This is a genomic window from Hyphomicrobium sp. DY-1, assembly GCF_047497105.1.
Classification (GTDB): domain Bacteria; phylum Pseudomonadota; class Alphaproteobacteria; order Rhizobiales; family Hyphomicrobiaceae; genus Hyphomicrobium_B.
This window is the reverse complement of sequence record NZ_CP134870.1, coordinates 829,426-850,210: the sequence shown is the minus strand read 5'-3', so window position 1 is coordinate 850,210 and position 20,785 is coordinate 829,426. Positions and strand designations below refer to the sequence as shown.

Sequence of the window (20,785 nt, the reverse complement as noted above, 5' to 3'; positions counted from 1 at the left end):
TGGAGAGGCAGACTGATCCGGACCTCCAGGAAAGCGGATGCTTTTCAGACAGAGTTAGGCGGGGCGAGGTGCTCGCCGCCGACTGCCCTTCGCGCAAAGTCCTGATTCATCTCACCAGCTGCTGGGGCGTGCTGATCCTCGTCGCGCTCTCGGCGGGCACGCATCGCTTTAGCGAGCTCAAGCACAAAATCAGCAGTGTGAGCGAGCGGATGCTGGCGCAGACGTTGCAATGGCTCGAGGCAGATGGATTCGTGCGTCGCGTCTCGCATCCCGTCGTGCCGCCGCACGTCGAATATAGCCTGACCCGACTCGGCGCTCACGTTGTTGATGCGTGATTGCTGCCTGCCTTGCAATTAGGGAATGGCACGAAAGTGCCGAAGAACTGCTCAATGCCCCGAGCTTGACAGCTGTCCTCCAAGGTTCGGTCTATTTCCTGCGCGAGGCGTTCTTCGTCAGTATCGCCCAAGAATCGAGAACGGACCTTACGATGGCTGCGGCGTCGGGAATGAGCTCGAAATCGGTTTTGCCACGAGCCCATTCATTGACAAGCCCACTGATCACAGCCTGAAACGCAATGGCAGCTGATGTGGGAGTCCAATGGGCGGGCATTTTACCGTTGCGTCCGACGGCTTCAAAAACGGTGACAAGCGAAGCACGTAAGCGCTGTTGAAACACATCGCCATCGTTTGGGGCATCGGTGTCGTCGGTGCTATCGAGCTGTAGGAGGACTTTAAGCAGCCGCCGCTGACGCGGGTCCGCCTGAAGTCGTTTGAACGTTGCACTTATGACTCTGCCGAGAGCGTTGAGAGGATCAACCTTGGTGTCCTTCGCGAGCTGGTCGGCAAGCTCCTGCATGGGAAGGCGCATGTCGTCCCGGATGGCAAAGACGACGCCCTGCTTGTTGCGGAAATGCCAATGGACAGCACCGCGCGTGACGCCGGCGGCAGCCGCAATTTCGTCGAGCGATACATTCTCATAGCCCTTATCGAGAAAGAGCGTTTCTGCGGCCTTCAAAATGGTTCTCCGCGTCTCTTTCGCTTGTTCCTTTGTTCGTCGCATCCTTCCCCACATTCCTAGCTATTCACAAACATACTGTATGTATATTAGGCTAACCGTTTTTAGCGTCCAGTGCATGGTCCACGTATGATTTCCTTCCTTCGCAAAGCAACGCTGCTTGGCGCAGCCTTTTTCTTTCCCTCTCCGGCACTTGCGCAAGCGGACCAAGGGCCACCGCCAGCCGTAGGCGTTGTAAAGGCGGTAATGATCCGCGATCACCGAGACCACAGAAATCAGCGGCCGCGTCCAAGCTGTCGACCATGTCAATCTTTCAGCTCGTGTAATGGACTTTCTAGATGAGCGTCTTTTCGTTGAGGGGGCGGAAGTCAAGAAAGGCGATCTCCTCTTTCGTCTCAAGCATGCGCCATTCGACGTGGCGGTGAAAGCCAGTCGTGGCGCAGTGGCTCAGGCCCAAGCCCAAGCCCAAGCCCAAGCCCAAGCGCAGTTGGAGAACGCCAAACTGACGCTCAATAGGGCAGAAGCACTACTGAAAACCGCGGCTGGCATGCAGAGCGCCGCTGACAACGTGCTTGCGGCACAGAGGTCGGCTCACCCCACCCCTATCTGGCGATGCCGAGAACGGTTTCTTCCTCAACATGCTTCTTCCACATGGTCAGCCTCTTTATCGCTATACGGGCCGCTCGAGGTTTAGCGAATACGCGGTGGTCACGGAAGACTCGCCAAGGAAGATCAATCCGTAGGCTAACCATCAGCACGTGTTGTCTGCTGGGCCGCGACGCAGCCACCGGCATCGGCGCAGTTCATAACATCGACAGCGTTCAGATAGGCAACTCAAGTACCATGTTCGGTCTCGGCGGTATCGACCTCGCGATCGAGTGCATCGGTGGCGTTCTTATCATGCGGGTATCGTGGCTGGTGGTAGTCTGAGATCATCGGCATGGCCAGTCGGACTAAGTATGATGGCTTTCATTTGGGAGAAGAGGATGGGCTTGGCGAGCGTAGATTCTTTCTCAAACTGCAGTTCAACGTTTACAGCGGACCCGTATTTGCCGGAACGGTGTCGAGATCAATCATCGAATTGAGTTCGTGAAACGGACAGCCGTTCAGCTCGCTGCGGTAGTTGGCGGAAAACCGGTAGGCTGATCGGCGTGCGCGCATAACATTTCCCAGCGGACGATGCGCCTCAATTCCGTGCCAAGGGGAGAAAAGAACCCCATCGTCCAAGTTGGCGGATCGTGCTGCGGTCCAGCTCGCTTGCGGTGGAACTGTCAGTGTTGCCACTGGGAAAAATGGGCTGCCGCTCTCTGGCCAGACCACGGACGCATCCTCAATAGGATTGGCCTCTAGGTCGCGGCACAACTGCGCCCGGATGGTCCAGGCACCGCCTTCCTGCGCGAGAATTCCCGCAAGTTCCTCGCGAATCGCGTTGGGCCGGGCGGCGAGATTGATCCGCTTTTCTTGCAGAGCTTGGAAATTCGCGATGTTTACTCGCTCCTCGGATTGAACGGCGCGTCTTGCGGAAAGATTAGGCCGTGCTCACGTGTAGCAGGAATTGTGTCCTCTGAGCTGGCCACGCTTGCTCGGAAAGACCGGATTCGTGTTAAATTTGAATGGGGTTTCGGCCAAATCTTCGCTAGGTCAAGGTCTGGCCGCGCCAATGCGGCTGCGTGGAGTTGGGATCTTGCTTGAAAATGGGCAATTATCAAAGCCAGATAGCCATGCGCTCGTATAAATTTTTTTCAATTCAAGGGAGTGCAAACCGGACCTCGAGTAAATCAGTTTCGCGTACAAGACGTCGAACCAGTTCCTGTGAGATTTGATTCGAACGACCCAAGCGATAGATTTCTTCGCGTTCAGCCTTGATAGCTGCAAGACGCAATTCTCGCTCGATGCGGCTGGCTTTCTTAGCTATAGCTGCCTCTTTCCCAGTTTTTGATCTTCCATCAATTCGCTCTCTATACAGTTCCATAATGCGCGCGCTTACATCTGCGTAGAGGTCTGCATCGTCTCGGCTTCCTTCTTTCTCGCGGAGAAGTCGATCAATCGCTTTAATAGCAGCTTCTGCGGAAGCGACACGTGCATCATCTTCTTCTTGAAGATGTGAAGGTTCCGGTGGAAGCTTTAGACCAGATAGGAGAAATGGCAGACCGACTGTGGCGGCGAGAAGCGAAACGATAATAACGCCGGCAGCGAGAAAGATTGCAAGATCTCGTGCTGGAAATGGCGAGCCGTCGTTCATTACGAAGGGAAGCGTCAAGATACCCGCGAGCGTAACTGCGCCTCGCACACCAGCGACGGAGGTTGCGGCAACGAGCCTCCAACTCGGCCTTTCCACATACTGTCCACTCCGCGCCGCGCGAAAGAGTGTGAAGCGCAGAGAGACCCAAACCCATATCAAACGTAACACCGCGAGTGCCACGTTTATCGCTATAACGTAGATGGCAAGCCAAATGGGATTTGGGTGACCTGTGTCGCGAACAACTTTCGCCGCTCCGTCCACGAGCTTTGGGAGCTGTTCTCCGAGCCCGACAAATATCACTCCGTTTGCCGCAAACTCTATCGTCGAAAGAACCGCTGTGCGCCGAACACGGGTGACGGCGAGCGCCTGTCCAGTTTGTTCTGCGTAGCTCATTGTTATGCCCGCAGCGACAGCCGCGAGAATACCCGAGCCTTGTAAATGATCAGCGAGAAGATAGGCGCCAAACGGGATGAGGAGGGCGATCAGTATCTGCGACTCAGGCTCTTCTCCCAGACGGCGAGAAAGTAAATTCTTTCCGATAATAGCGCACCAAGTGAAGGTAACACCAACCAATATTCCCGCAAAGGCGAGCCAGAGGAATGTGAGCGAGGCTTCTGCCAGCGAAAATGCCCCGGTCATGGCCGCCGCGACCGCGAAGCGCATGCAAACCAGACCCGATGCATCGTTTAGGAGCGCTTCTCCCTCCAGGATATGCATAAGCCGATTAGGTATCGGTACACGTTCGGCGATTGCCGATACGGCAATAGGATCGGTTGGAGAAAGAATTGCCGCAAGTGCAAAGGCAACTGAGAGTGGCACAGCCGGGATCATCCAATGAACAAAAAATCCCAAACCTAATACCGTGAAGACGACAAGTCCGAGAGCTAGTCCCAAAATTGTCTCCTTGTCGCGAAAGAGGCCGTCTTTGGGAATTCTCCATCCATCGATGAAGAGAAGCGGCGGCAAGAAGAGGAGAAAAAATACCTCCGGCTTTAGCTCGATTCCTTGAGACGCCACAGAGGCAATGCCTGCACCGAGCGCGATCTGAACAATTGGGAGCGGCAACGGAATTGGAGACAGTCGCGCGAGCCATCCGCTGATGACTACGGCAAGCAATATCAAAAGCATAATAACGATAGCGTCCAAACGGCTTTCTCCTTTTTATGGCTTTCAAGGCCGACGAACCGAAATTCAGCATTGTTTTCGCGCAACCTAAAACTTTGGTTGGCGAGCATCGGTGCGAACTCGTCCTGTGTACTCGCGCGCATATGCGCTTAACCGGAATTTCTCCGAGGAAGCAGGTATGGCGTTTGATCGTGGATTGGAAATCATCGCGCTCAGTTAGCAAGAAAGCCGCTGAACTTCCGAACGGTTCGAATCTGATCGATGAAGAGCGATGCCGAATGCCGCGATGCATAGGCCTTCGACAAAGATATCAATTTCCAGGACGGTCGGGAGGCTTGGCTTCCAATCAAAAATCAGAGCACAGCCGGCCCAGAGGGCACCAACGGTTCCCAAATATCCAGAATCTCCGATCCACTGAGCTGCCCGCCGCGGATAGGCCGTTATGCCAATCCAGACGCGTGTTAAGGCAGATAGCAGCAAAAGCGCGCCGCTTGCGGCGAATTGCAGATCATTGATCTTGTCATTCACGAGAATGAGGCCTGCAACTGCGACGAAGGCGCCATTTAACATCCAATCGAGATAGATATCGGGCCTAGCGATCTTAGAAGTCATGACAATCGTCGTTATACCCGTGAAGGCGGCCGTCATCCCGATTGCCAAATTGGATGATGTCGCTTGATAACAGATCAGCAAAAAGCCGATCAGACAGTAGAGGCTGATCATGAAACTCAATACGATGAGCCTGAGCCAATCGGTCTTCTTTGAGAATCGCTTAGCCGAAACCGTTCGGCTTGACTGAATAAAATCCCACATTCTTGTCCCTCGCTTTGAGGTTGGCGGTCGAGGCGGCGCCTAAGTCGTTTCTTCCGATCTGTCGTCATTAGCTGCATGCGAGGCGAAGCGTTTTGAGACGCCGTGCAGAAAAAGTCGTACCGAGGCCGAGACCCATTGTTCGATATCGTCCGGACTGGGCGGACTTCCGGAATAGGCGCGCCGTAGGCAGCTATCTATGGCGAGACTCATGAATTGCTCTGCAGCCAATTCGAGGTCGTTGATGTCAAGTTTTTTGCGATGTTTTCTGAGTATGGCGACTATAGCTGCTATGGCAGGTTTTCTGGCCGCTTCGTCCGCGAGCGCACCGAATTCGGGACGTCGCTTTGACTCAGAAATTATGATTCGATTGACGCTGACGTGTTGTGGCGTAACGGCGAATGTTGCCAAGTAGTGAGCGAGAGCACGAAGGGTCGTCTCAAGGTTGCTGCTCCTGGACTTTGCCTGATCAATTGGAACGAGCCACCGGTTGATAAGTCTGCGAAGCACGGCATTAAACAGCGCACCCTTATCGGGATAATGTGCGTAGAGCGTTCGTTTGGACGTCCGAGCAATCTCCGCGACCGCATCCATCGTGGTGGCGTCGAAGCCCAGCCGTAGAAACATCTCTCCCGCCACGTCGAGGACGAGAGCCTGGCGCCGTTCGATATCGTCGTTTCTGGGCCGTCCGGACTTGGCTTTGGGAACGGCAATTTTTCTGGTTCTGATCATCGCTGATTTTCCAGTCGCAGTTTTTTTAATGCAAAATAAAACGGTACAGTACCGTTTTATTTTCATTGCTGCGCTCCCTAAATTGAGGGGCTCAGAAAGAGCCGACGGCGACGCCGATTTATCCGGGGAACACTGTTGTTAAAGCGGGTCAACGCGTTCTACGCGGGCGCTGGAATTTAGCTCCGCGCATGATGTTGGAACGCTGCGTCGCATGGGGAAGAACGTGCTCGAACGGCAATCGATCGTAGCGGATGTACTATGAAACCCAATGTTTTCTCACGAAGTGGAGCGCTGAGCCTCCTTGACGCAAATCTTCTTATCCGAGATCGCGATAGAAAGTCCGTTGGTGATCGAAGTTTTTACAATTCCGCTTTGTGTTCCGGCTCAGCGCTTCTGCCCTGTTTGATACGTTCGCGGATCGACTGGAAGAACACATAGAGCATCGGGATCAGGAAGATGCCGATGATACTGGCTCCGAGCATACCTGCAAAAACCGGTGTTCCAACGTCGCGTCGGCTGATCATCGCCGCGCCCGTTGCAACAATGAGCGGGTAGAGACCGAGAATAAAAGCAATCGACGTCATCATCACAGCGCGAAAACGCATTTGAGCGCCGAGGATGGCGGCATCTTGGATCGAATCGCCATGTTCCCGGCGTTCCTTGGCAAATTCGACGATAAGAATGCCGTTCTTTGCTGCGAGCGCGATCAAGACGACCAAACCGATCTGCGCGTAGACGTCGAGCGACAGCTTTGCCGTCAAAATTCCGAGGAAGGCGCAGAGGACACCGACGGAAACGGACAGCAGAACCGGCACTGGAATCATCCAGCTTTCGTACAGGGCGACGAGGAAGAGGAAAGCAAAGAGAACGGCAAGCCCGAGCACGATGCCGGTCTGTCCTTGAGCTTCGTGTTCTTGATAGGCTGTGCCGGTCCATTCAAAGCTGTACGACGGCGGTAAAGTTTTCGCCGATACCTCAGACATGGCTTGCAATGCGCTTCCCGAAGAGACGCCGGGGGCGGGTGAGCCATTGATGGTTGTCGAGCGATAATTATTGTAACGGCTGATGGTCTGAGGTCCGAGTATAGTCGATAAGGTGGCAACTGAGCGAAGTGGAACCATTTCACCGCTCTTATTACGTACGTAAATTTTCCAGATCGCGTTTATGTTGTTGCGATCGGTTGTTTCCCCTTCAAGATTGACCTGCCACACGCGACCGAAAAGATTGAAGTCGTTGATGTAGGTTCCGCCGAGTGTCGATTGCAATGCGGAGAAGATATCGCTGACTGCGAGCCCCAATGCCTGCGCCTTATCGCGATCGATATTCAGATAGATCGAGGGATTGGAGGCGGTGAAGGTCGAGAAAACGCGCTGCAAGCTCGGATCCTGGTTCGCAGCAGCGATCAACCCTTGCATAACGCTGCCCATCGTTGCGGGATCGGCGCCTTCGAGGTTTTCCAGCTGATATTCAAAGCCGCCGCTCGTCGACAGACCGATAATCGGAGGTACGTTGAACGCGAAAATTTGAGCGGTGCTGATCCGTTGCGCCGCCGCTGTTACCTGGCCAATCAGCGCTTGAGCCGAGTCTTGCGGCGCCTTGCGGTCTTCGAATGGCTTAAGGCGCGCGATCAGAAAGGCTGCATTCGGTTGTGCGCCGCTGTCGAGAAGGGAATACCCAACGATCGAGATGCTATCCTGCACTTGAGGATATTGTTTCAAGATTGCTTCGGTTTGGGCGACGACATCTGTGGTCCGGTTAAGGGATGCGCCGTCCGGTAATTGGATGACAATGAAGAAGGCGCCTTGATCTTCTTCCGGGACAAAGCCTGTTGGCGTGACTCTGCCTAGGTAGAAGATGGCGGCCGCAGCTGCGGCGACTGCAACAAGGCTGAGAATTGAGACGCGCACGAGCCGGCGGACAATTGCGGCGTAGCCATCGCGCACATGATCGATGCCACGCAATACATAAGCCATCGGACCACGCTTAACGCTGTGCCGCAGGAAGACGGCGCAAAGTGCGGGTGATAGTGTCAACGCGTTGAGCGCCGAGATAATCATCGCTGCGGAAATCGTGACCGCGAATTGCCGGAACAGTTCACCCGTAAGCCCTGGAATGAACGCTATGGGAACAAATACCGATAGCAGGACCAGCGTGATGGCGATGACGGGGGCTGTGATCTGGGACATCGCCTTCTTTGTGGCATCTGCGGGCGAAAGTTCCGGCTCCTCCTCCATGACGCGCTCGACGTTCTCGACCACTACGATGGCGTCGTCGACGACGATACCGATGGCTAGCACCATGGCCAAAAGTGAGACGGTATTGGCTGAATAGCCAAGCGCGAGCATGACCGCGAAAGCGCCGATCAAGCTTACCGGGACGGCAATTGCCGGAATGATGGTCGCGCGGAGACTGCCGAGGAACAAGAAGACGACAACGATCACGAGCACGAAGGCTTCGACAAGTGTTTGAATGACCTCGTGAATGGTGTCGCTGACGAACGTGGAGGTGTCATAGACAACCCGAGACTTCAGCCCTTCGGGATATCTCTTGGACATCTCATCGAGCGCGGCGTTGATGCGGGCCGACGTTTGAACGGCATTGGCGCCGGGTGCGAGATAAATTGCGATAGCGACGGCGGGCTTTCCATTGAGCCGGCTGTTCACATCGAGGTTTTGCGCTCCAAGCTCGATGCGGGCGACATCTCGGACGCGCAAAACCGATCCATCCGGATTCGCGCGGACAACGATATCGCCGAACTGTTCAGACGTCGTTAGACGGCCTTCAGTCTGGACGTTCATCTGAAACTGTTGATCGCCCGCCGCCGGTTGCGCACCGATACGACCAACGGGAGCCTGCACGTTCTGAGCTTCGATAGCCTGCACAATGTCGGACGGTTGCATTCCGAGATTCGTTAGGCGCTGCGTATCAAACCAGATCCGCATCGAATAATTCTGCGCGCTGAAAAGAAGCGCCTGCCCCACCCCTTCCGTGCGCGACAAGCGATCAAGAACATTGATCGTCGCGTAATTTGTGATGAATAGCGGATCCTGCTTGCCAGTCTCGGAATAGAGAAAGATGACCTGCAACATGGCTGACGAGCGCTTCTGCGTGAGAAGGCCTTGCTTCTGGACTTCAGGCGGCAGACGGGACAAGGCAGCCTGGACGCGATTGTTTACGTTGACGGTATCGATGTCGGGATCGGTGCCGAGCGCAAACGATACGGTCAGATTATAACTTCCGTCGTTGCCGCTGTTTGATTTCATGTAAAGCATCTTGTCGACGCCGACGATCTGCGACTCGAGCGGCTGAGCCACCGACGATTCGACCACGCTTGCGGAGGCGCCAGGATAGGTCGTCGTCACCTGAACCTGTGGCGGCACAAGATTTGGAAATTGCTCGACCGGAATGCGTGTGATCGCAAGAGCGCCAGCGATGGTGATGACGATTGCAATGACAATAGCCAATCGGGGCCGGTCGACGAAGATCGCAGAAAACATTGGTTATTGACCGTTTGCTTTGGTGGGGTCGGGCCCGGCTGGCTGGGGCGCAACTTTTATATTAGGACGAACGCGTTGGATGCCTTCGGTGACAATTTTCTCGCCCTCGCTCAGGCCGGTCGACACCATGGCGACGGCTGCTGTCGATTGCCCGAGTTGAATCCGGCGCTGCGTTACGACGTCATCATTATTGACGACGTAGACATAATCGCCCTGCTGATCCGAGAGCACAGCGGAGCGCGGAATTGCGAGGGAAACGATAGGCTCGACGCCTTCGACCAGCGCGGTGACAAACTCTCCGTCTATCAACGGGCGGACCGTTACCTCTCCTGCCTTGCTCACTTTTTGCAGGGGATTGGGAATCGTGCCGCGAACAATGACGGTATCGGTATTCGCGGCGACTGTGGGATCTACGTAATCGAGCTTGCCCTTCTCCGCATAAAGAGTGCCGTCAGGAAGGCGCACACGAAGGATGACGGCATCAAAGCCGCCTTTCGGACCATACATCTTTCCGAGCTCCAATAAAGTCGGCGATGGCACGGGGAAGGTGATGTACATGGGGTCCTGGCTGACGATTGTCGTCAACGTTCCGGAGTTGGGACCAACAATGTTGCCCACCGTCACGGCGATTCGCCCGACTTTGCCGTCGATGGGAGACGTGATCGTGGTGTAGCCGAGATTGATTTCCGCGGTTTTTTGCTGTGCTTGGGCACCAAGCATCTGGGCTTCATAAGCCTGCTGTTGCGCAAGGGCGCTATCCACGCTCGATTGCTGGCCTGCGGGGCCGGAAAGCAGTTTTTGATACCGCTCCGTCGTCAAGGTTGCATTGCGAAGCAGTGCGTGGAATTGATCGACCGATGCTTTTGCGCTTTCTACTGCGGCTTCATAAGGGGGCTTTTCGAGTTCGTAGAGAATGTCCCCTTTCTTGACTTCCGTTCCCTCCTTGAACGGAGCTTTTTCAAGTTCCGCCGAGACGCGGGCAATCACATTCACCTTATTGACGGCTTCAACGCGGCCGATGAATTCCTGAACCTGCTTCACCGGCTGCTTCTTAGCGATCGTATAACCAACGACGGGAGGGGGACCTGGCATTTGTGCCATGGCCGGCGACGCGAGGAAAAAGGTGATCGTAACTGCAATCACACACCTGAAATTTTTCGTATAGTGCAGCATTTCTTGTCCTTAAGTGCAGATCACAACTGAGAGTTCATGCGTGTTAGGCGATTTTTTCCCAGCGACGCTTTTTGCTGACCCAATCGTGCTTCGATGTCTGCGAGTTCAATGAATTGATCTTTCTGACGGCGCAGAACATCTGCAACTATCGACGTGCTCGTTCTCGTGGCGTCGATATGATGCGGGAAGAAGCCGAGAAGCTGTCTAAGCCGATTCACACCGACGCTCATCGCTTTCAGTTGGTCGCCGATACCGCGAAATCTGAAGCTTTGGATGAGCACCTCCGGGACGATGTCCCGCGGAAGCGCTGCCGAACAACCAGCGCCGACCAAGGCTGGAAGCACGACGATATATGCGGGATGTGGAACAATATTCGGACGCATCCGTGCCCCTGCCTAAAGCGGCTCAAGCCTGCCGCACCGATCTCCGGTTTGTCTTCGGAATTTTGTGCGACAGGGTCAGTTCGCTTCGTCCATACACTTTCAGAAAAAAATCGACTCCCGCCTTCGCGCGCCCTTGGATCTCATGGGTCGATAGCCTAGATTCGACGCCAAAAAGCGCTTTCAATTCGGTATCTCGCACAGTGAGGGCAATAAACTGTCCGGCCGCAGCGAACGGGTCTGCCAATTCCAAGGTGCCGCTTTGGACTTGTTCGCGAAGGTATTCCGCCACCGTTTTCTGCGCTCGCAGCGCGCCCGCTTCGTAGATGGTGGGCCCGAAGTCCGGGAAGCGGTTGGTTTCGGTGAGCGCCAATCGGTACAAACCCACAAATTTCGGTCGAACCAACAGCCCAAGGGTATGCTTCGCGAAAGCAAATAACGTCTCACGAACATTCGTACCCCGACTGGCCTTGGCCAGGGGGGCCATGAACTCGTCTACGAGACAATCGATGATGGCGCGAAACAACGCCTCCTTACTCTCAAACTGATTGTAGATGGTCTGCCGAGAAACGCCGGCTTCCTCTGCGATCACTTCCATGCTCGCACCATCATAGCCGTGAGAGAGGAACAACTCGGAGCCGGCGCGTATGATCGCGTCGCGTTTGCTCAAGTGCTCACTTAGTTTCATCGGTGCCATGGCGAAGCCCTCCAACCGACGAGATACCACATAAGATTGGACTGTAAAGTCCAGAATTGGCGCACGCGCAGAAATGTCGCGACGCCGCGGGAAGCCATCCAGAAAGATCTGCGCTACCAGTCCTGAGGCAACCAGCGTCGAGTGACACCGAGGGCAGTCGGAAGATTTTGACGGTCACTTGACCAGAAGGGCATATTCCTGGAATAGCCTCGTGCAGACACTAATTCTTGATCATCGCTCGATTTCATCGAGTGACAGAGGGGGGAAGCCACTAGTGTCTACTTCGAACCGCAGCTCTTGGGGGCAGAAAATTGCTGCGGATAAGGTCTTTGATAATCGCCTCAATTTGCTGAGCATCCTTGTGGCGAATCTGCTTCTGGCCCATCGCCCGAAGTACAAATCCTCGCAGTAATCTGAAGGAAATGATCGTTGTAATGATTGTGCTCACCCGCAACCGGACGGCGTTCGGATCCATAGTGCGAGGGGAAATATTTTTGGCCACTTCAGATACATTTTGTTGAAATGGCTCAAGGGCATCGTCGTAAATCATCGCGAATGCGTCATCGTTCTCGAACGTGCAGCGTGCGAGAAATGATGTCCAAGATCGCGGTTCCTTGTCGTCCAGTATGATATGCAGAAGATGGAGAAAAGCGCTCTCCACACGCGTCAAAGGGTCCTCGCTGTCGAGCTCGATAAGCAGATTGCTTGCTTCCTCGAGTCGGCATTGTGCGTAGTCTGCTATCTGACGTGCAGCCGCCAAGTAGAGTTCGCGTTTTCCCCCGAAGTGATAGGGAATTGCAGCAAGATTTACGTTTGCCCGCTGCGTGAGCGTGCGAGTGCTCGCAGCTTCATACCCTACAGCACCAAACTCATCGATGGCAGCTTCGATTAATTTCGCCCGCGTCTTTGCGCTGCGAACATCTTGACCGCTCGGAGGTGAGTAAGAAGCGGTGCTTGTCTTGCCAGACGGGGACATCTCTTTCGAAACCTCGAAGTTAGCTTAGCATTATTTCATTCGAGCGAATAATCAAAGTCGCGTTCGAGACCTCAAGCGCTTCTCGCTGGCCGAAATTGGAAAGACCAAGTTTAGGCAAGGGCGTATCGCATGGAACGGAACTCCAGGAAATCCCCCTTTGCTCAGCGTCTGCTTCAGGGCGCTTTAGGCTGCGAGCCGAGACGAGAAGCATAACCACGCCCAGAAGAGCATGGCGGGTCCCTGCGCTTCCATCATTAGTTTTATTTGTTTTTAAGGGTGAGGTGTTCCCGTGAACGGGCACGTGTCAAAGCGATTATTCGCACGTCTTGAATAATTCATTCGATTGAATTATATGTCGGCGGTCTGGTGATTGAACGTGAAGAGATGAGGTTCTGTTTCCGGTCCGTCATTGCCCTTCTGAAGCGTGTCAAAGATCAGAGCGTATTCAAGCAGAGTATAATGTTGGCTGATAATAGAAGGATGTGATCTTATGGCTAGCCAAGCGGCAACGCACGATGCCATCGCATGGGCAAAACAACGCCTCGATGAACTTGACTCGGTTGTATCCGAGATTGAGAAATCTGCTGAGAGCATGAAAGGCGATTTTCGCAAGAGCGCTGATAGCGCAATTGCGAAATTGCAGGCATCTCGGGCAAAATTGGAAAAAACACTCGATGATTTGCGCGCCGAGCCGGACGGACTGAAGCTTGATGCGAAGAAGGTGCAAGGCGTTCTTGATGCAGAATGGGTTGAGATTGAAGCGTCGATCCAAGACTATTTGACCGCCGTCAAGTCTCAGGCGTCTGCTGTGCAGGGCGTTCTGGTCGCGCGCGCTGCAGCCCAGCATCAAGCGTGGGAAGCAACGCTACAATCTCTGCGCGCTCAAGCTTCGGCCATCGTTGAGAAGGCGACCGGAGAGCTGGAGATTGCGATTCAGCGCCTTACGCAGGAGGCCGACAAATTCCAATCTAAAATCGGTGCGGTTAAGGGCGCTGGCGACGAGTCTTGGAACGCCGTGAAGAGTGGTGTCGCTGAAGCCAAACTCGCCCAAGATCGAGCGATCCAGAAAATCAGGGATGCGTTTTCAAAGTTATTCTGAATGTAGGCCACAAAACGCCGGTCTTCGCAGGCCATCGGAACTGGAAAAGATGAAATGAAAATTCGCACGTCCGCTATTGGAATCGTTGTGGCTGCACAAGCTATGGTCCTTACAGCACCTACAGCCTTTGCGGATGCAACTGATGCGCAGCGCACTCAGCAAGCATCCGAGGAAAAGCTCTCGCTGGCGAGGCAAGCCATTCGATGGTCAAAAGACAGGCTCTCAGAGGCCGACGCCTCAATTGCCGTTCTAGAGCAGCACGCAGCCAAACTTCAGGGGGACGCAAAGGCAAAAGCCGACGCCGCCCTGCAGTCTCTCCGTGACAAGCGCGATGCCTACCGGAAGCAGGCCCAGGAGGCAGTCGAGGACGCGAAAACTTGGACAGACGCTCAGGTGGATACTGCACGTAAGTCGCTCGATGAACACTGGGATGCGTTCCAGTCGGCCACGAACGACTATTTGGAAACAAGAAAAGCAGATCTTGAAACACGCAAGGCTGTCCTCGAGGCCGACATCGAAGCTCGACAAAAAGCCTGGGAAAAATGGATTGAGGATTTGCGTAAGCAAAGCGAGAAAGTCGCCCAAGAAAAGCGTGCTCAAATTGACGCGCAAATCGCCGCCCTAAAATCCAAGGTGGACGAAGAGAGAGCTAGGGCTGATCGTCTGAAGGATGCTTCGCGCGAGTCATGGAAGAAAGCCCAGAAAGGTTATGCTGACGCCCAGAAAGTCATCGCTGATACATACGGTTCTATTCGGCAATCCATTGAGGACGCGTTGAAATAAAAAAGGCGGCATGACGTTTGACGATCGAATTCAAAGGTAGAATCTAATGAGTCTCGAGAACAAAATCGCATTGCTGAGAGCCGAAATCAACGCGACTGCACGATCGACTTCGTCGCGCGAGTTGCCAAGTGAGGTTCCTCAAGCACCTACAGCATCCGTCGAAAACCGAGACCAACAAGAAATCGAAAGTCTTATTAAGCTGATAAATGACGCGCTCGATGAGCTTCCAAAAGAGATAGAAAAATATCCTCGATTGACGGCAATCGGGGCTTTTGGCGTTGGTCTTGCTTTTGGCGTCATTCTCGATAGGCGATTCCAATGGTAAAACCCCGATTTTTAGGCTTTTGATGTCAACATTAAGTTCCGCAAAACTGTATGGGCGGATCCCACTTCTTCGCCGACAAGTGCCGGGGGGCTTGCAGTGGCGACATTCATTGTCGCTGCCGGATTGGCAACATATGCGCTTTATCTTGTTGGCCTGCCCCTCGTCACGATGCCACGGTCTAAGTTAGAACCCGGCCGTCTGACCTGCCTCCCGCAAACTGGACCATCGAATCTGAGAAAATTCTCGTTTAGCGGCCTTGCTGGCCGGACGAGGAGAGACGATGAAACGCTCGAAGTTTACCGATAGCCAGATCGCCTTCATTCTGAGGCAAGCTGACGAAGGGACAGCGGTTGCGGAGGTGTGCCGGAAAGCTGGAATCTCCCAGCAGACTTTTTATCGATGGCGTCAGCGGTATGGCGGCTTGATGCCGTCGGAGATGAAGCGTCTGAAGCAGCTCGACGAAGAGAACGCCAAGCTGAAGAAGCTGGTCGCCGATCTGAGCCTTGATCGTGCCATGCTGCAGGACGTCATCCGCAGAAAGCTCTAAGGCCTGCTCGCAAGCGGGAGCTGGTTGATGATGTTCGAGCCGAATGGAAAGTGAGCATTCGGCGTGCGTGCTCGGTTCTGAGGGCCCGCCGCTCGACCTATCATTACCGCCACCGCCGTGCCGGGCAGGCCGGACTTAAAAAGCGCATCAAAGAGATCTCCGAGACGCGCGTGCGCTATGGCTATCGCCGCATCCACGTGCTTCTGCGGCGTGAAGGCTGGGGTGTGAACGCCAAGCGTGTGTATCGGCTTTATCGTGAAATGGGCCTGCAATTGCGCAATAAAACGCCGAAGCGGCGGGTCAGAGCAAAATTGCGCGAAGACCGCCGGGCGGCATCTCATCCCAACGATGTGTGGGCGATGGATTTCGTGCATGATCAAACCTACGATGGCGATCGCTTGCGCATCCTGACGGTCATAGACACGCACTCGCGCTTTGTACCGGCCATCGAAGTTCGCCGGACCTATAAAGGTGCCGATGTGGTTGCAACGCTCGAGCGTGTCTGTCGGGACGTCGGCTATCCGAAGACCATTCGAGTCGACCAAGGCTCGGAGTTCGTCTCCAAGGATCTCGATCTCTGGGCTTACCAGCGCGGTGTAATCCTCGACTTCTCGCGGCCCGGGAAACCGACGGACAATGCCTTCATCGAGAGCCTGAACGGCAAGTTCCGAGCTGAGTGCCTGAACGTACACTGGTTCATGAATGTCTCGGACGCCCAGCGAAAGTGTGATATATGGCGACGAGATTATAACGAAATTCGGCCCCACAGCTCGATCGGCAGAGACGAGGCCAGCTGGACGAGAGCCCAAAATGGTAGTCAACAAGTGCCGGATTTGGCGACAAAATTCCGCCTGCGGAAATCGAATAATATGCAGCTATTTCAATGACTTAATCGCTGGCTGTGGTGGCAGTCTACGGCGAACTAGTCTCCGGTTGGGTTTTCCGTGTTCACCCCGGAAAAACACGGATAATGCGCAAAAATACACGGATTGGGCGCGGTTGATCGCTTCAAACTGCAGATACAATAGGGCTTTTGCGGATTTGCCGATGAATCCAAAACACGGAATCCTGGGTGGTCGAGCACGGATGCCAGCACGGGGATCACGGTTACGGTCCGGCGTCGCTTGAGGACGGGCCAAGCTATGTTCGAGGACGTTGAGGGCGTCTTAGTTTGGGGGCGTGCCGTCACGGGTTGAACTCACGACGGCTTTCGGTTCATGTCCTTCACGGACTTCGGTGGAGGACGTAGGTGAAGAGCACGTTGGTCTCGGAGCAAGAACGCGTGCGCAAGCTCGAGAACGTTGAGAAATTGAAGAGCGATGACTTAATGGACGTCGCGCACCACCTGCGACAGGTGTTCGATGACAGACCAGACGAGTTTCTTACGATCGCGAAGCAACTCGGCATCGCCAGGCGCAAGGCATATTATTATGTCGAGATCGATCGGGCCTTTGCGAAGCTCCAGGTGGACCGCCGTCGCTTGAACCAGATCGGCTGGACCAAGCTGCGGCTCGTCTCGCCACGTATTAATGCCCGTAACTGCGAGCGGCTCCTGAAACTCGCCGAGGAAAATTCGACCTACGCTCTTGCCCGTCTTATGAACAATGACGGGGCCGATGCGGGTACCAAGGTGCATGCCGTGCTCCTTCATCTAACGCCGGAGCAATATGAGGTGTTCCGGGACGTCCTTGAGGCTCATGGCGCCAAAGCTACAGGCGGGGGCCTTTCCGAGAAGGAGCAAGCCCTAACTAAGGCGCTGATGAAACTCAGAAGACGATAGGCCTCGCGCCGCGCTTGACATCGGCGGTCCAGTCGTGCAATTAAAGTGCACGAGCGATTGACGCGCCTGTTGGCGCGTGCTGATCAGCGACACAGGACGTGACACCCTCGGCTCTCGCGCCATCGAGCATAGCACTTAGCTCATCGAGGGTGTGAACTTAAAGTGCCCTCTGATCGGTCATCAATCGAGATATCAGGGCAGTCAGCCATCTCATTTCGGGGCGCGTCTGAGCGTTAAGCATGTCGGCAAAAGATACGATCAATTCTCGTGCTCTGAAAAAGCAGCTTCAGGGCGCGACCAAGAAGCGCCGCTCAAACAACCAGGATGAGACGCGGATCGCCGCTGCCCTCCATGGCCACGGCCGCAATGATCTGCAGCCAGGGCTTGCCACTGTCATAAAGCCGATCAACGCACTTCACCCGTCACCGAACCGAACGCGAGAGACCACGCCACAGCATCTCGAAAGTGCGATCCGATCCATCAAGAAGTTCGGCATGGTGCTGCCGATCCTGATCGACAAACAGTGCACCATCGTTGCGGGGCACGTCCTTTGGGAAGCGGCGATCCGGCTTGGCCTTGAGAAAATCGAATGCCGCGTGGTTGATCATCTCAACCCGGTTGAGCTGGAGGCCCTCAGTCTCGCGCTCAACCGCATCGGCGAGATTGGCAAATACAACCTCGATAAGCTGCGCGACCGGATGATCACAATCGAGTCCCACGGGATCGAGCTCATCTCAACTGGTTTCACCTTGCCCGAGATCGATCAGATCAAGCTCGAGCCTCGTCCGACGGAACTCAATTCCGGGGTTGACGAAGACGCGGACAATACCGTCGTTGTTCCGACGAGCAGGGCTGGAGACCTATTCCGTCTTGGCCGCCATCAGCTCCTCTGCGGTGATGCTCTTGATGAAGTATCATACAAGCGTGTGCTCAGCGGGAGCGCGGCTCACGCGGCCTTCTCCGATCCGCCTTACAACTGCAAAATTGAAGGTTTCGTCGGAGGTCTCGGCAAGCACAAGCACGAAGACTTCGTCATGTTTGCGGGGAAGGAGAGCGAGGCCGAGTTTCGGCAGTTCCTAAGAACGTATCTCAGCCTTTGTCGGGCATCATTGTTACCGGGCGCCGTCCTCTTTGCCTGCATGGACTGGCGTCAGATCGAACTCCTACTCGATGGCGGGCGCGAGGCCGGCCTGGATCGCATCAATGTCGCCGTCTGGAACAAGGGGTCGGGCGGCATGGGCGGGCTCTACAGATCGTGCCACGAGCTCATCGGCGTGTTCTGCAACGGAAAGTCGCCGGCGATAAATAATGTGGCGTTAGGCGCTTTCGGTCGAGATCGTACCAACGTCTGGACCTATCCGGGTGCTAACCGGCGGGGATCGTCGGCTGCCCAGGCACTCGCTGACCATCCAACCCCGAAGCCTGTGGAACTTGTCATTGATGCGATCCTCGACGTGACCAATGTCGGCGACGTGGTGCTCGACCCATTTTCCGGGTCGGGCACGACGATCATTGCCAGCGAGCGCTGTGATCGCGAGGCCCGCTGCATCGAACTCGATCCCAAGTATGTCGATCGTGCGATCCGGCGCTGGGAACGAGTGACCGGCGATCGCGCCGTGCACGTCGAGACGGGTTTGACCTTCGCAGAACTCGTCGAACAGCGTGCTGACGAAGGGCAGGGCAGCCATGAGTGAGAAGGAGAAGTCTCCGAAGTCCTCGAAGTGGGGGAAAGGCAAGACCGATCCCGAGAGCTGGTGGAAGAAGGGCGGTCCATCACCGAACCCGAAAGGCCGACCCAAAGGCTCGAAGAACCAGAAGACACTCTACCAGGAGGCATTCGGAGAAAAAGTCACCGTCACTATGGACGGTAAACCGAAGACCATGTCGAAGAAAGAGCTGGGCTACCATCAGGTCGCCCAGCAAGCCGCTGCAGGCAACCTAAAGGCTTTTCAGATCCAGAAAGAGCTCGACGAAAGGTATGACCCGCCGGAGGCCGCGCCACCATCGCCTGAAGAGTCCGTCGCAGACTACACGACCCTCGAGGCATGGATTGAGCTGCGCGAAAAATTTCACGTGTTCAAGAAAGCAGATGAAGCCGATGGCTGACCCACTCGAGCTGCGAAAAATAGTGGATGATTTGTGTCGTCGCGAGTTCCGTTCCTTCGCTATTCGTGCCTTTCCAGTGCTGGAAGGAGGAACGCTCGAGCTGTCTCATCACATCAGCATCATCTGCCGGTTGCTCGAGAAGGTTCATGACGGCGAGGTCCGGCGCGCTCTAGTTTGCATTCCACCACGCTATCTAAAGACCTATCTGATTTCGATCGCATACACAGCTTGGTTGCTCGGCAAAAATCCAAAGACACGCATCGTTTGTGCATCCTATGCGGCTTCGCTCGCCGAGAAGTTCAGCGGAGACACGTTGAAGCTGATGCGGTCTCCTTTTTATCGTCGGCTGTTTCCGGGGACGATTCTGGATCCCAAGCAACAAAACAAGACCGAGATTGGAACGACCGCGGGGGGATATCGGCTGGCGACGTCGGTCGGTGGCACAGTGACTGGGCGCGGTGCGCACGTCTTCATTGCTGACGACCTGCTCAAGGCTGGCGAAGCGCATTCGCCGACGGCACGAGAGAGCTGCATTCACTGGTTCAACTCAACGATTCACAGCCGCTTTGATCACCCGAAGAAGGGCAGTATCATTGTAGTCGGACAAAGACTTCACGCCGAGGATCTGCCGGGCCATCTCATCGCGAAAGGGGGCTGGGAAGAATTGATCCTGCCGGCGATCCACTCGGAAAAGAAAATATATGACGTTGTTGCCGGAGGGTGGAAGGTGTGGCTCGGTCCGGGGCACGTTCTTCAGCGGTCCCGGCACGACAAGGAGGATCTTGAGCAGCTCAGAAAAGACATGGGCGAACATGATTTCGAAGCCCAATATAATCAGTGCCCGCTGCCGCCAGGCGGCTATATCTTCAAGAATGCCTGGGTAAAACGCTATCAAAAGGCCCCGGGTCCAGCAAAGGCCGAGGCGGTGATTCAATCCTGGGATACCGCCTATCAGGGCGACGAGACCAACTCCTACACGGTCTGCACGACCTGGGCGAAGTGCCCCGACGGGTATTATTTGCTCGACGTCTGGCGCGACCGCCCCAACTTCGTGGACCTCGTCAATCAGGTCAAAGTCCTGAAAGCGAAATGGAACGCCAAGCTGGTCATCGTTGAGAAGAAGGCCAGCGGTATAAGTCTCCTCGAATACTTCAACAAGACGGGTAACCAGCCGTGGCTACTCTCGCGCGACCCCGAAAAAGGTAAAGTCGAGCGCGCGCAGGAGCAGACAGTAAAGTTTGAACAGGGTCTCGTCTGGCTACCTGTTGAAGCGCCGTGGCTGGCAACTTATGAGGCCGAGATCTTCCAATTCCCACACTGCAAATTCGACGATCAGGTAGACTCGACCGTCCAATTTCTCGGCTCGACGGATTTCGGGCTTTTTCGTAGCCGACTTCGGTCCCTGACCTGAAGGCCATCTTCGTTTAACTGTGTCGAAGACAGTCGTCGACTTCTGCAGAAAAGTACGCATTCATGTCGGGAGTGGGCGCACCCGTAAC

At 55.0% G+C, this 20,785-nt stretch carries 19 protein-coding genes and 1 pseudogene; 10 read left to right on the top strand and 10 right to left on the bottom strand.

The window, feature by feature from the left end; translation table 11 throughout:
- Positions 1 to 68: 68 nt before the first annotated feature.
- Complete coding sequence (locus tag RLW41_RS04100; RefSeq protein ID WP_414463601.1) at positions 69 to 335, top strand: winged helix-turn-helix transcriptional regulator; 267 nt, start codon at positions 69 to 71, stop codon at positions 333 to 335.
- Positions 336 to 426: 91 nt separating this feature from the next.
- Here RLW41_RS04100 and RLW41_RS04095 read toward each other — a convergent pair whose 3' ends face one another.
- Positions 427 to 1,014, bottom strand: a complete 588-nt coding sequence (locus RLW41_RS04095) for a TetR family transcriptional regulator (protein ID WP_414463600.1) — start codon at positions 1,012 to 1,014, stop codon at positions 427 to 429.
- 650 nt (positions 1,015 to 1,664) lie between these two features.
- Here RLW41_RS04095 and RLW41_RS04090 point away from each other — a divergent pair.
- Positions 1,665 to 1,887: pseudogene (locus RLW41_RS04090) on the top strand (S-(hydroxymethyl)glutathione dehydrogenase); the annotation flags it as partial.
- Between the two features lie 159 nt (positions 1,888 to 2,046).
- Here the strand turns inward: RLW41_RS04090 and RLW41_RS04085 are convergent.
- From RLW41_RS04085 to RLW41_RS04045, 9 genes are all read right to left on the bottom strand, one after another.
- On the bottom strand, positions 2,047 to 2,175 hold the full coding sequence (locus RLW41_RS04085) for a hypothetical protein (RefSeq protein ID WP_414463599.1): 129 nt from the start codon (positions 2,173 to 2,175) through the stop codon (positions 2,047 to 2,049).
- A gap of 586 nt (positions 2,176 to 2,761) precedes the next feature.
- Complete coding sequence (locus RLW41_RS04080) at positions 2,762 to 4,402, bottom strand: Na+/H+ antiporter (RefSeq protein WP_414463598.1); 1,641 nt, start codon at positions 4,400 to 4,402, stop codon at positions 2,762 to 2,764.
- 195 nt (positions 4,403 to 4,597) lie between these two features.
- Positions 4,598 to 5,194 carry a hypothetical protein gene (locus tag RLW41_RS04075; RefSeq protein ID WP_414463597.1) on the bottom strand — a complete coding sequence of 199 codons (597 nt, stop codon included), beginning with the start codon at positions 5,192 to 5,194 and terminating at the stop codon, positions 4,598 to 4,600.
- Between the two features lie 39 nt (positions 5,195 to 5,233).
- Complete coding sequence (locus tag RLW41_RS04070; RefSeq protein WP_414463596.1) at positions 5,234 to 5,989, bottom strand: TetR/AcrR family transcriptional regulator; 756 nt, start codon at positions 5,987 to 5,989, stop codon at positions 5,234 to 5,236.
- A 293-nt stretch (positions 5,990 to 6,282) separates the two neighbouring features.
- Positions 6,283 to 9,420 (bottom strand): efflux RND transporter permease subunit, encoded by a 3,138-nt coding sequence (locus tag RLW41_RS04065; RefSeq protein ID WP_414463595.1) that lies wholly within the window; start codon positions 9,418 to 9,420, stop codon positions 6,283 to 6,285.
- A 3-nt stretch (positions 9,421 to 9,423) separates the two neighbouring features.
- Entirely contained in the window at positions 9,424 to 10,521 is a 1,098-nt protein-coding gene (locus tag RLW41_RS04060; protein ID WP_414463594.1) for an efflux RND transporter periplasmic adaptor subunit, read from the bottom strand.
- 92 nt (positions 10,522 to 10,613) lie between these two features.
- Complete coding sequence (locus RLW41_RS04055; RefSeq protein ID WP_414463593.1) at positions 10,614 to 10,874, bottom strand: hypothetical protein; 261 nt, start codon at positions 10,872 to 10,874, stop codon at positions 10,614 to 10,616.
- Positions 10,875 to 10,998: 124 nt separating this feature from the next.
- Entirely contained in the window at positions 10,999 to 11,670 is a 672-nt protein-coding gene (locus RLW41_RS04050) for a TetR/AcrR family transcriptional regulator (protein ID WP_414463592.1), read from the bottom strand.
- Between the two features lie 271 nt (positions 11,671 to 11,941).
- On the bottom strand, positions 11,942 to 12,646 hold the full coding sequence (locus RLW41_RS04045; RefSeq protein WP_414463591.1) for a CerR family C-terminal domain-containing protein: 705 nt from the start codon (positions 12,644 to 12,646) through the stop codon (positions 11,942 to 11,944).
- Positions 12,647 to 13,136: 490 nt separating this feature from the next.
- Here RLW41_RS04045 and RLW41_RS04040 point away from each other — a divergent pair, with 490 nt between their 5' ends.
- The 8 genes from RLW41_RS04040 (at position 13,137) to terL (ending at position 20,697) form a co-directional block, all read left to right on the top strand.
- Positions 13,137 to 13,745, top strand: coding sequence for a hypothetical protein (locus RLW41_RS04040; RefSeq protein ID WP_414463590.1), 609 nt, complete (start codon positions 13,137 to 13,139; stop codon positions 13,743 to 13,745).
- 54 nt (positions 13,746 to 13,799) lie between these two features.
- On the top strand, positions 13,800 to 14,528 hold the full coding sequence (locus tag RLW41_RS04035; protein WP_414463589.1) for a hypothetical protein: 729 nt from the start codon (positions 13,800 to 13,802) through the stop codon (positions 14,526 to 14,528).
- Between the two features lie 46 nt (positions 14,529 to 14,574).
- Positions 14,575 to 14,853, top strand: a complete 279-nt coding sequence (locus tag RLW41_RS04030; RefSeq protein WP_414463588.1) for a hypothetical protein — start codon at positions 14,575 to 14,577, stop codon at positions 14,851 to 14,853.
- Between the two features lie 280 nt (positions 14,854 to 15,133).
- Positions 15,134 to 16,287, top strand: a protein-coding gene (locus tag RLW41_RS04025; protein ID WP_414463587.1) for an IS3 family transposase whose coding sequence is annotated in 2 segments (ribosomal slippage) — positions 15,134 to 15,386 and positions 15,386 to 16,287 — 1,155 coding nt in all. Because the reading frame shifts where the segments join, the coding sequence is not laid out codon by codon here.
- A 362-nt stretch (positions 16,288 to 16,649) separates the two neighbouring features.
- A complete protein-coding gene (locus tag RLW41_RS04020) occupies positions 16,650 to 17,180 on the top strand; it encodes a hypothetical protein (RefSeq protein WP_414463586.1) in 531 nt (176 codons plus the stop codon).
- 239 nt (positions 17,181 to 17,419) lie between these two features.
- Positions 17,420 to 18,874 carry a DNA modification methylase gene (locus RLW41_RS04015; protein WP_414463585.1) on the top strand — a complete coding sequence of 485 codons (1,455 nt, stop codon included), beginning with the start codon at positions 17,420 to 17,422 and terminating at the stop codon, positions 18,872 to 18,874.
- Complete coding sequence (locus RLW41_RS04010) at positions 18,867 to 19,286, top strand: DUF5681 domain-containing protein (protein WP_414463584.1); 420 nt, start codon at positions 18,867 to 18,869, stop codon at positions 19,284 to 19,286. The genes RLW41_RS04015 and RLW41_RS04010 overlap by 8 nt, the downstream gene beginning before the upstream one ends.
- Positions 19,279 to 20,697, top strand: coding sequence for a phage terminase large subunit (gene terL / locus RLW41_RS04005; protein ID WP_414463583.1), 1,419 nt, complete (start codon positions 19,279 to 19,281; stop codon positions 20,695 to 20,697). Before RLW41_RS04010 ends, terL begins: the two co-directional genes overlap by 8 nt.
- The last annotated feature ends 88 nt before the right edge of the window (positions 20,698 to 20,785 follow it).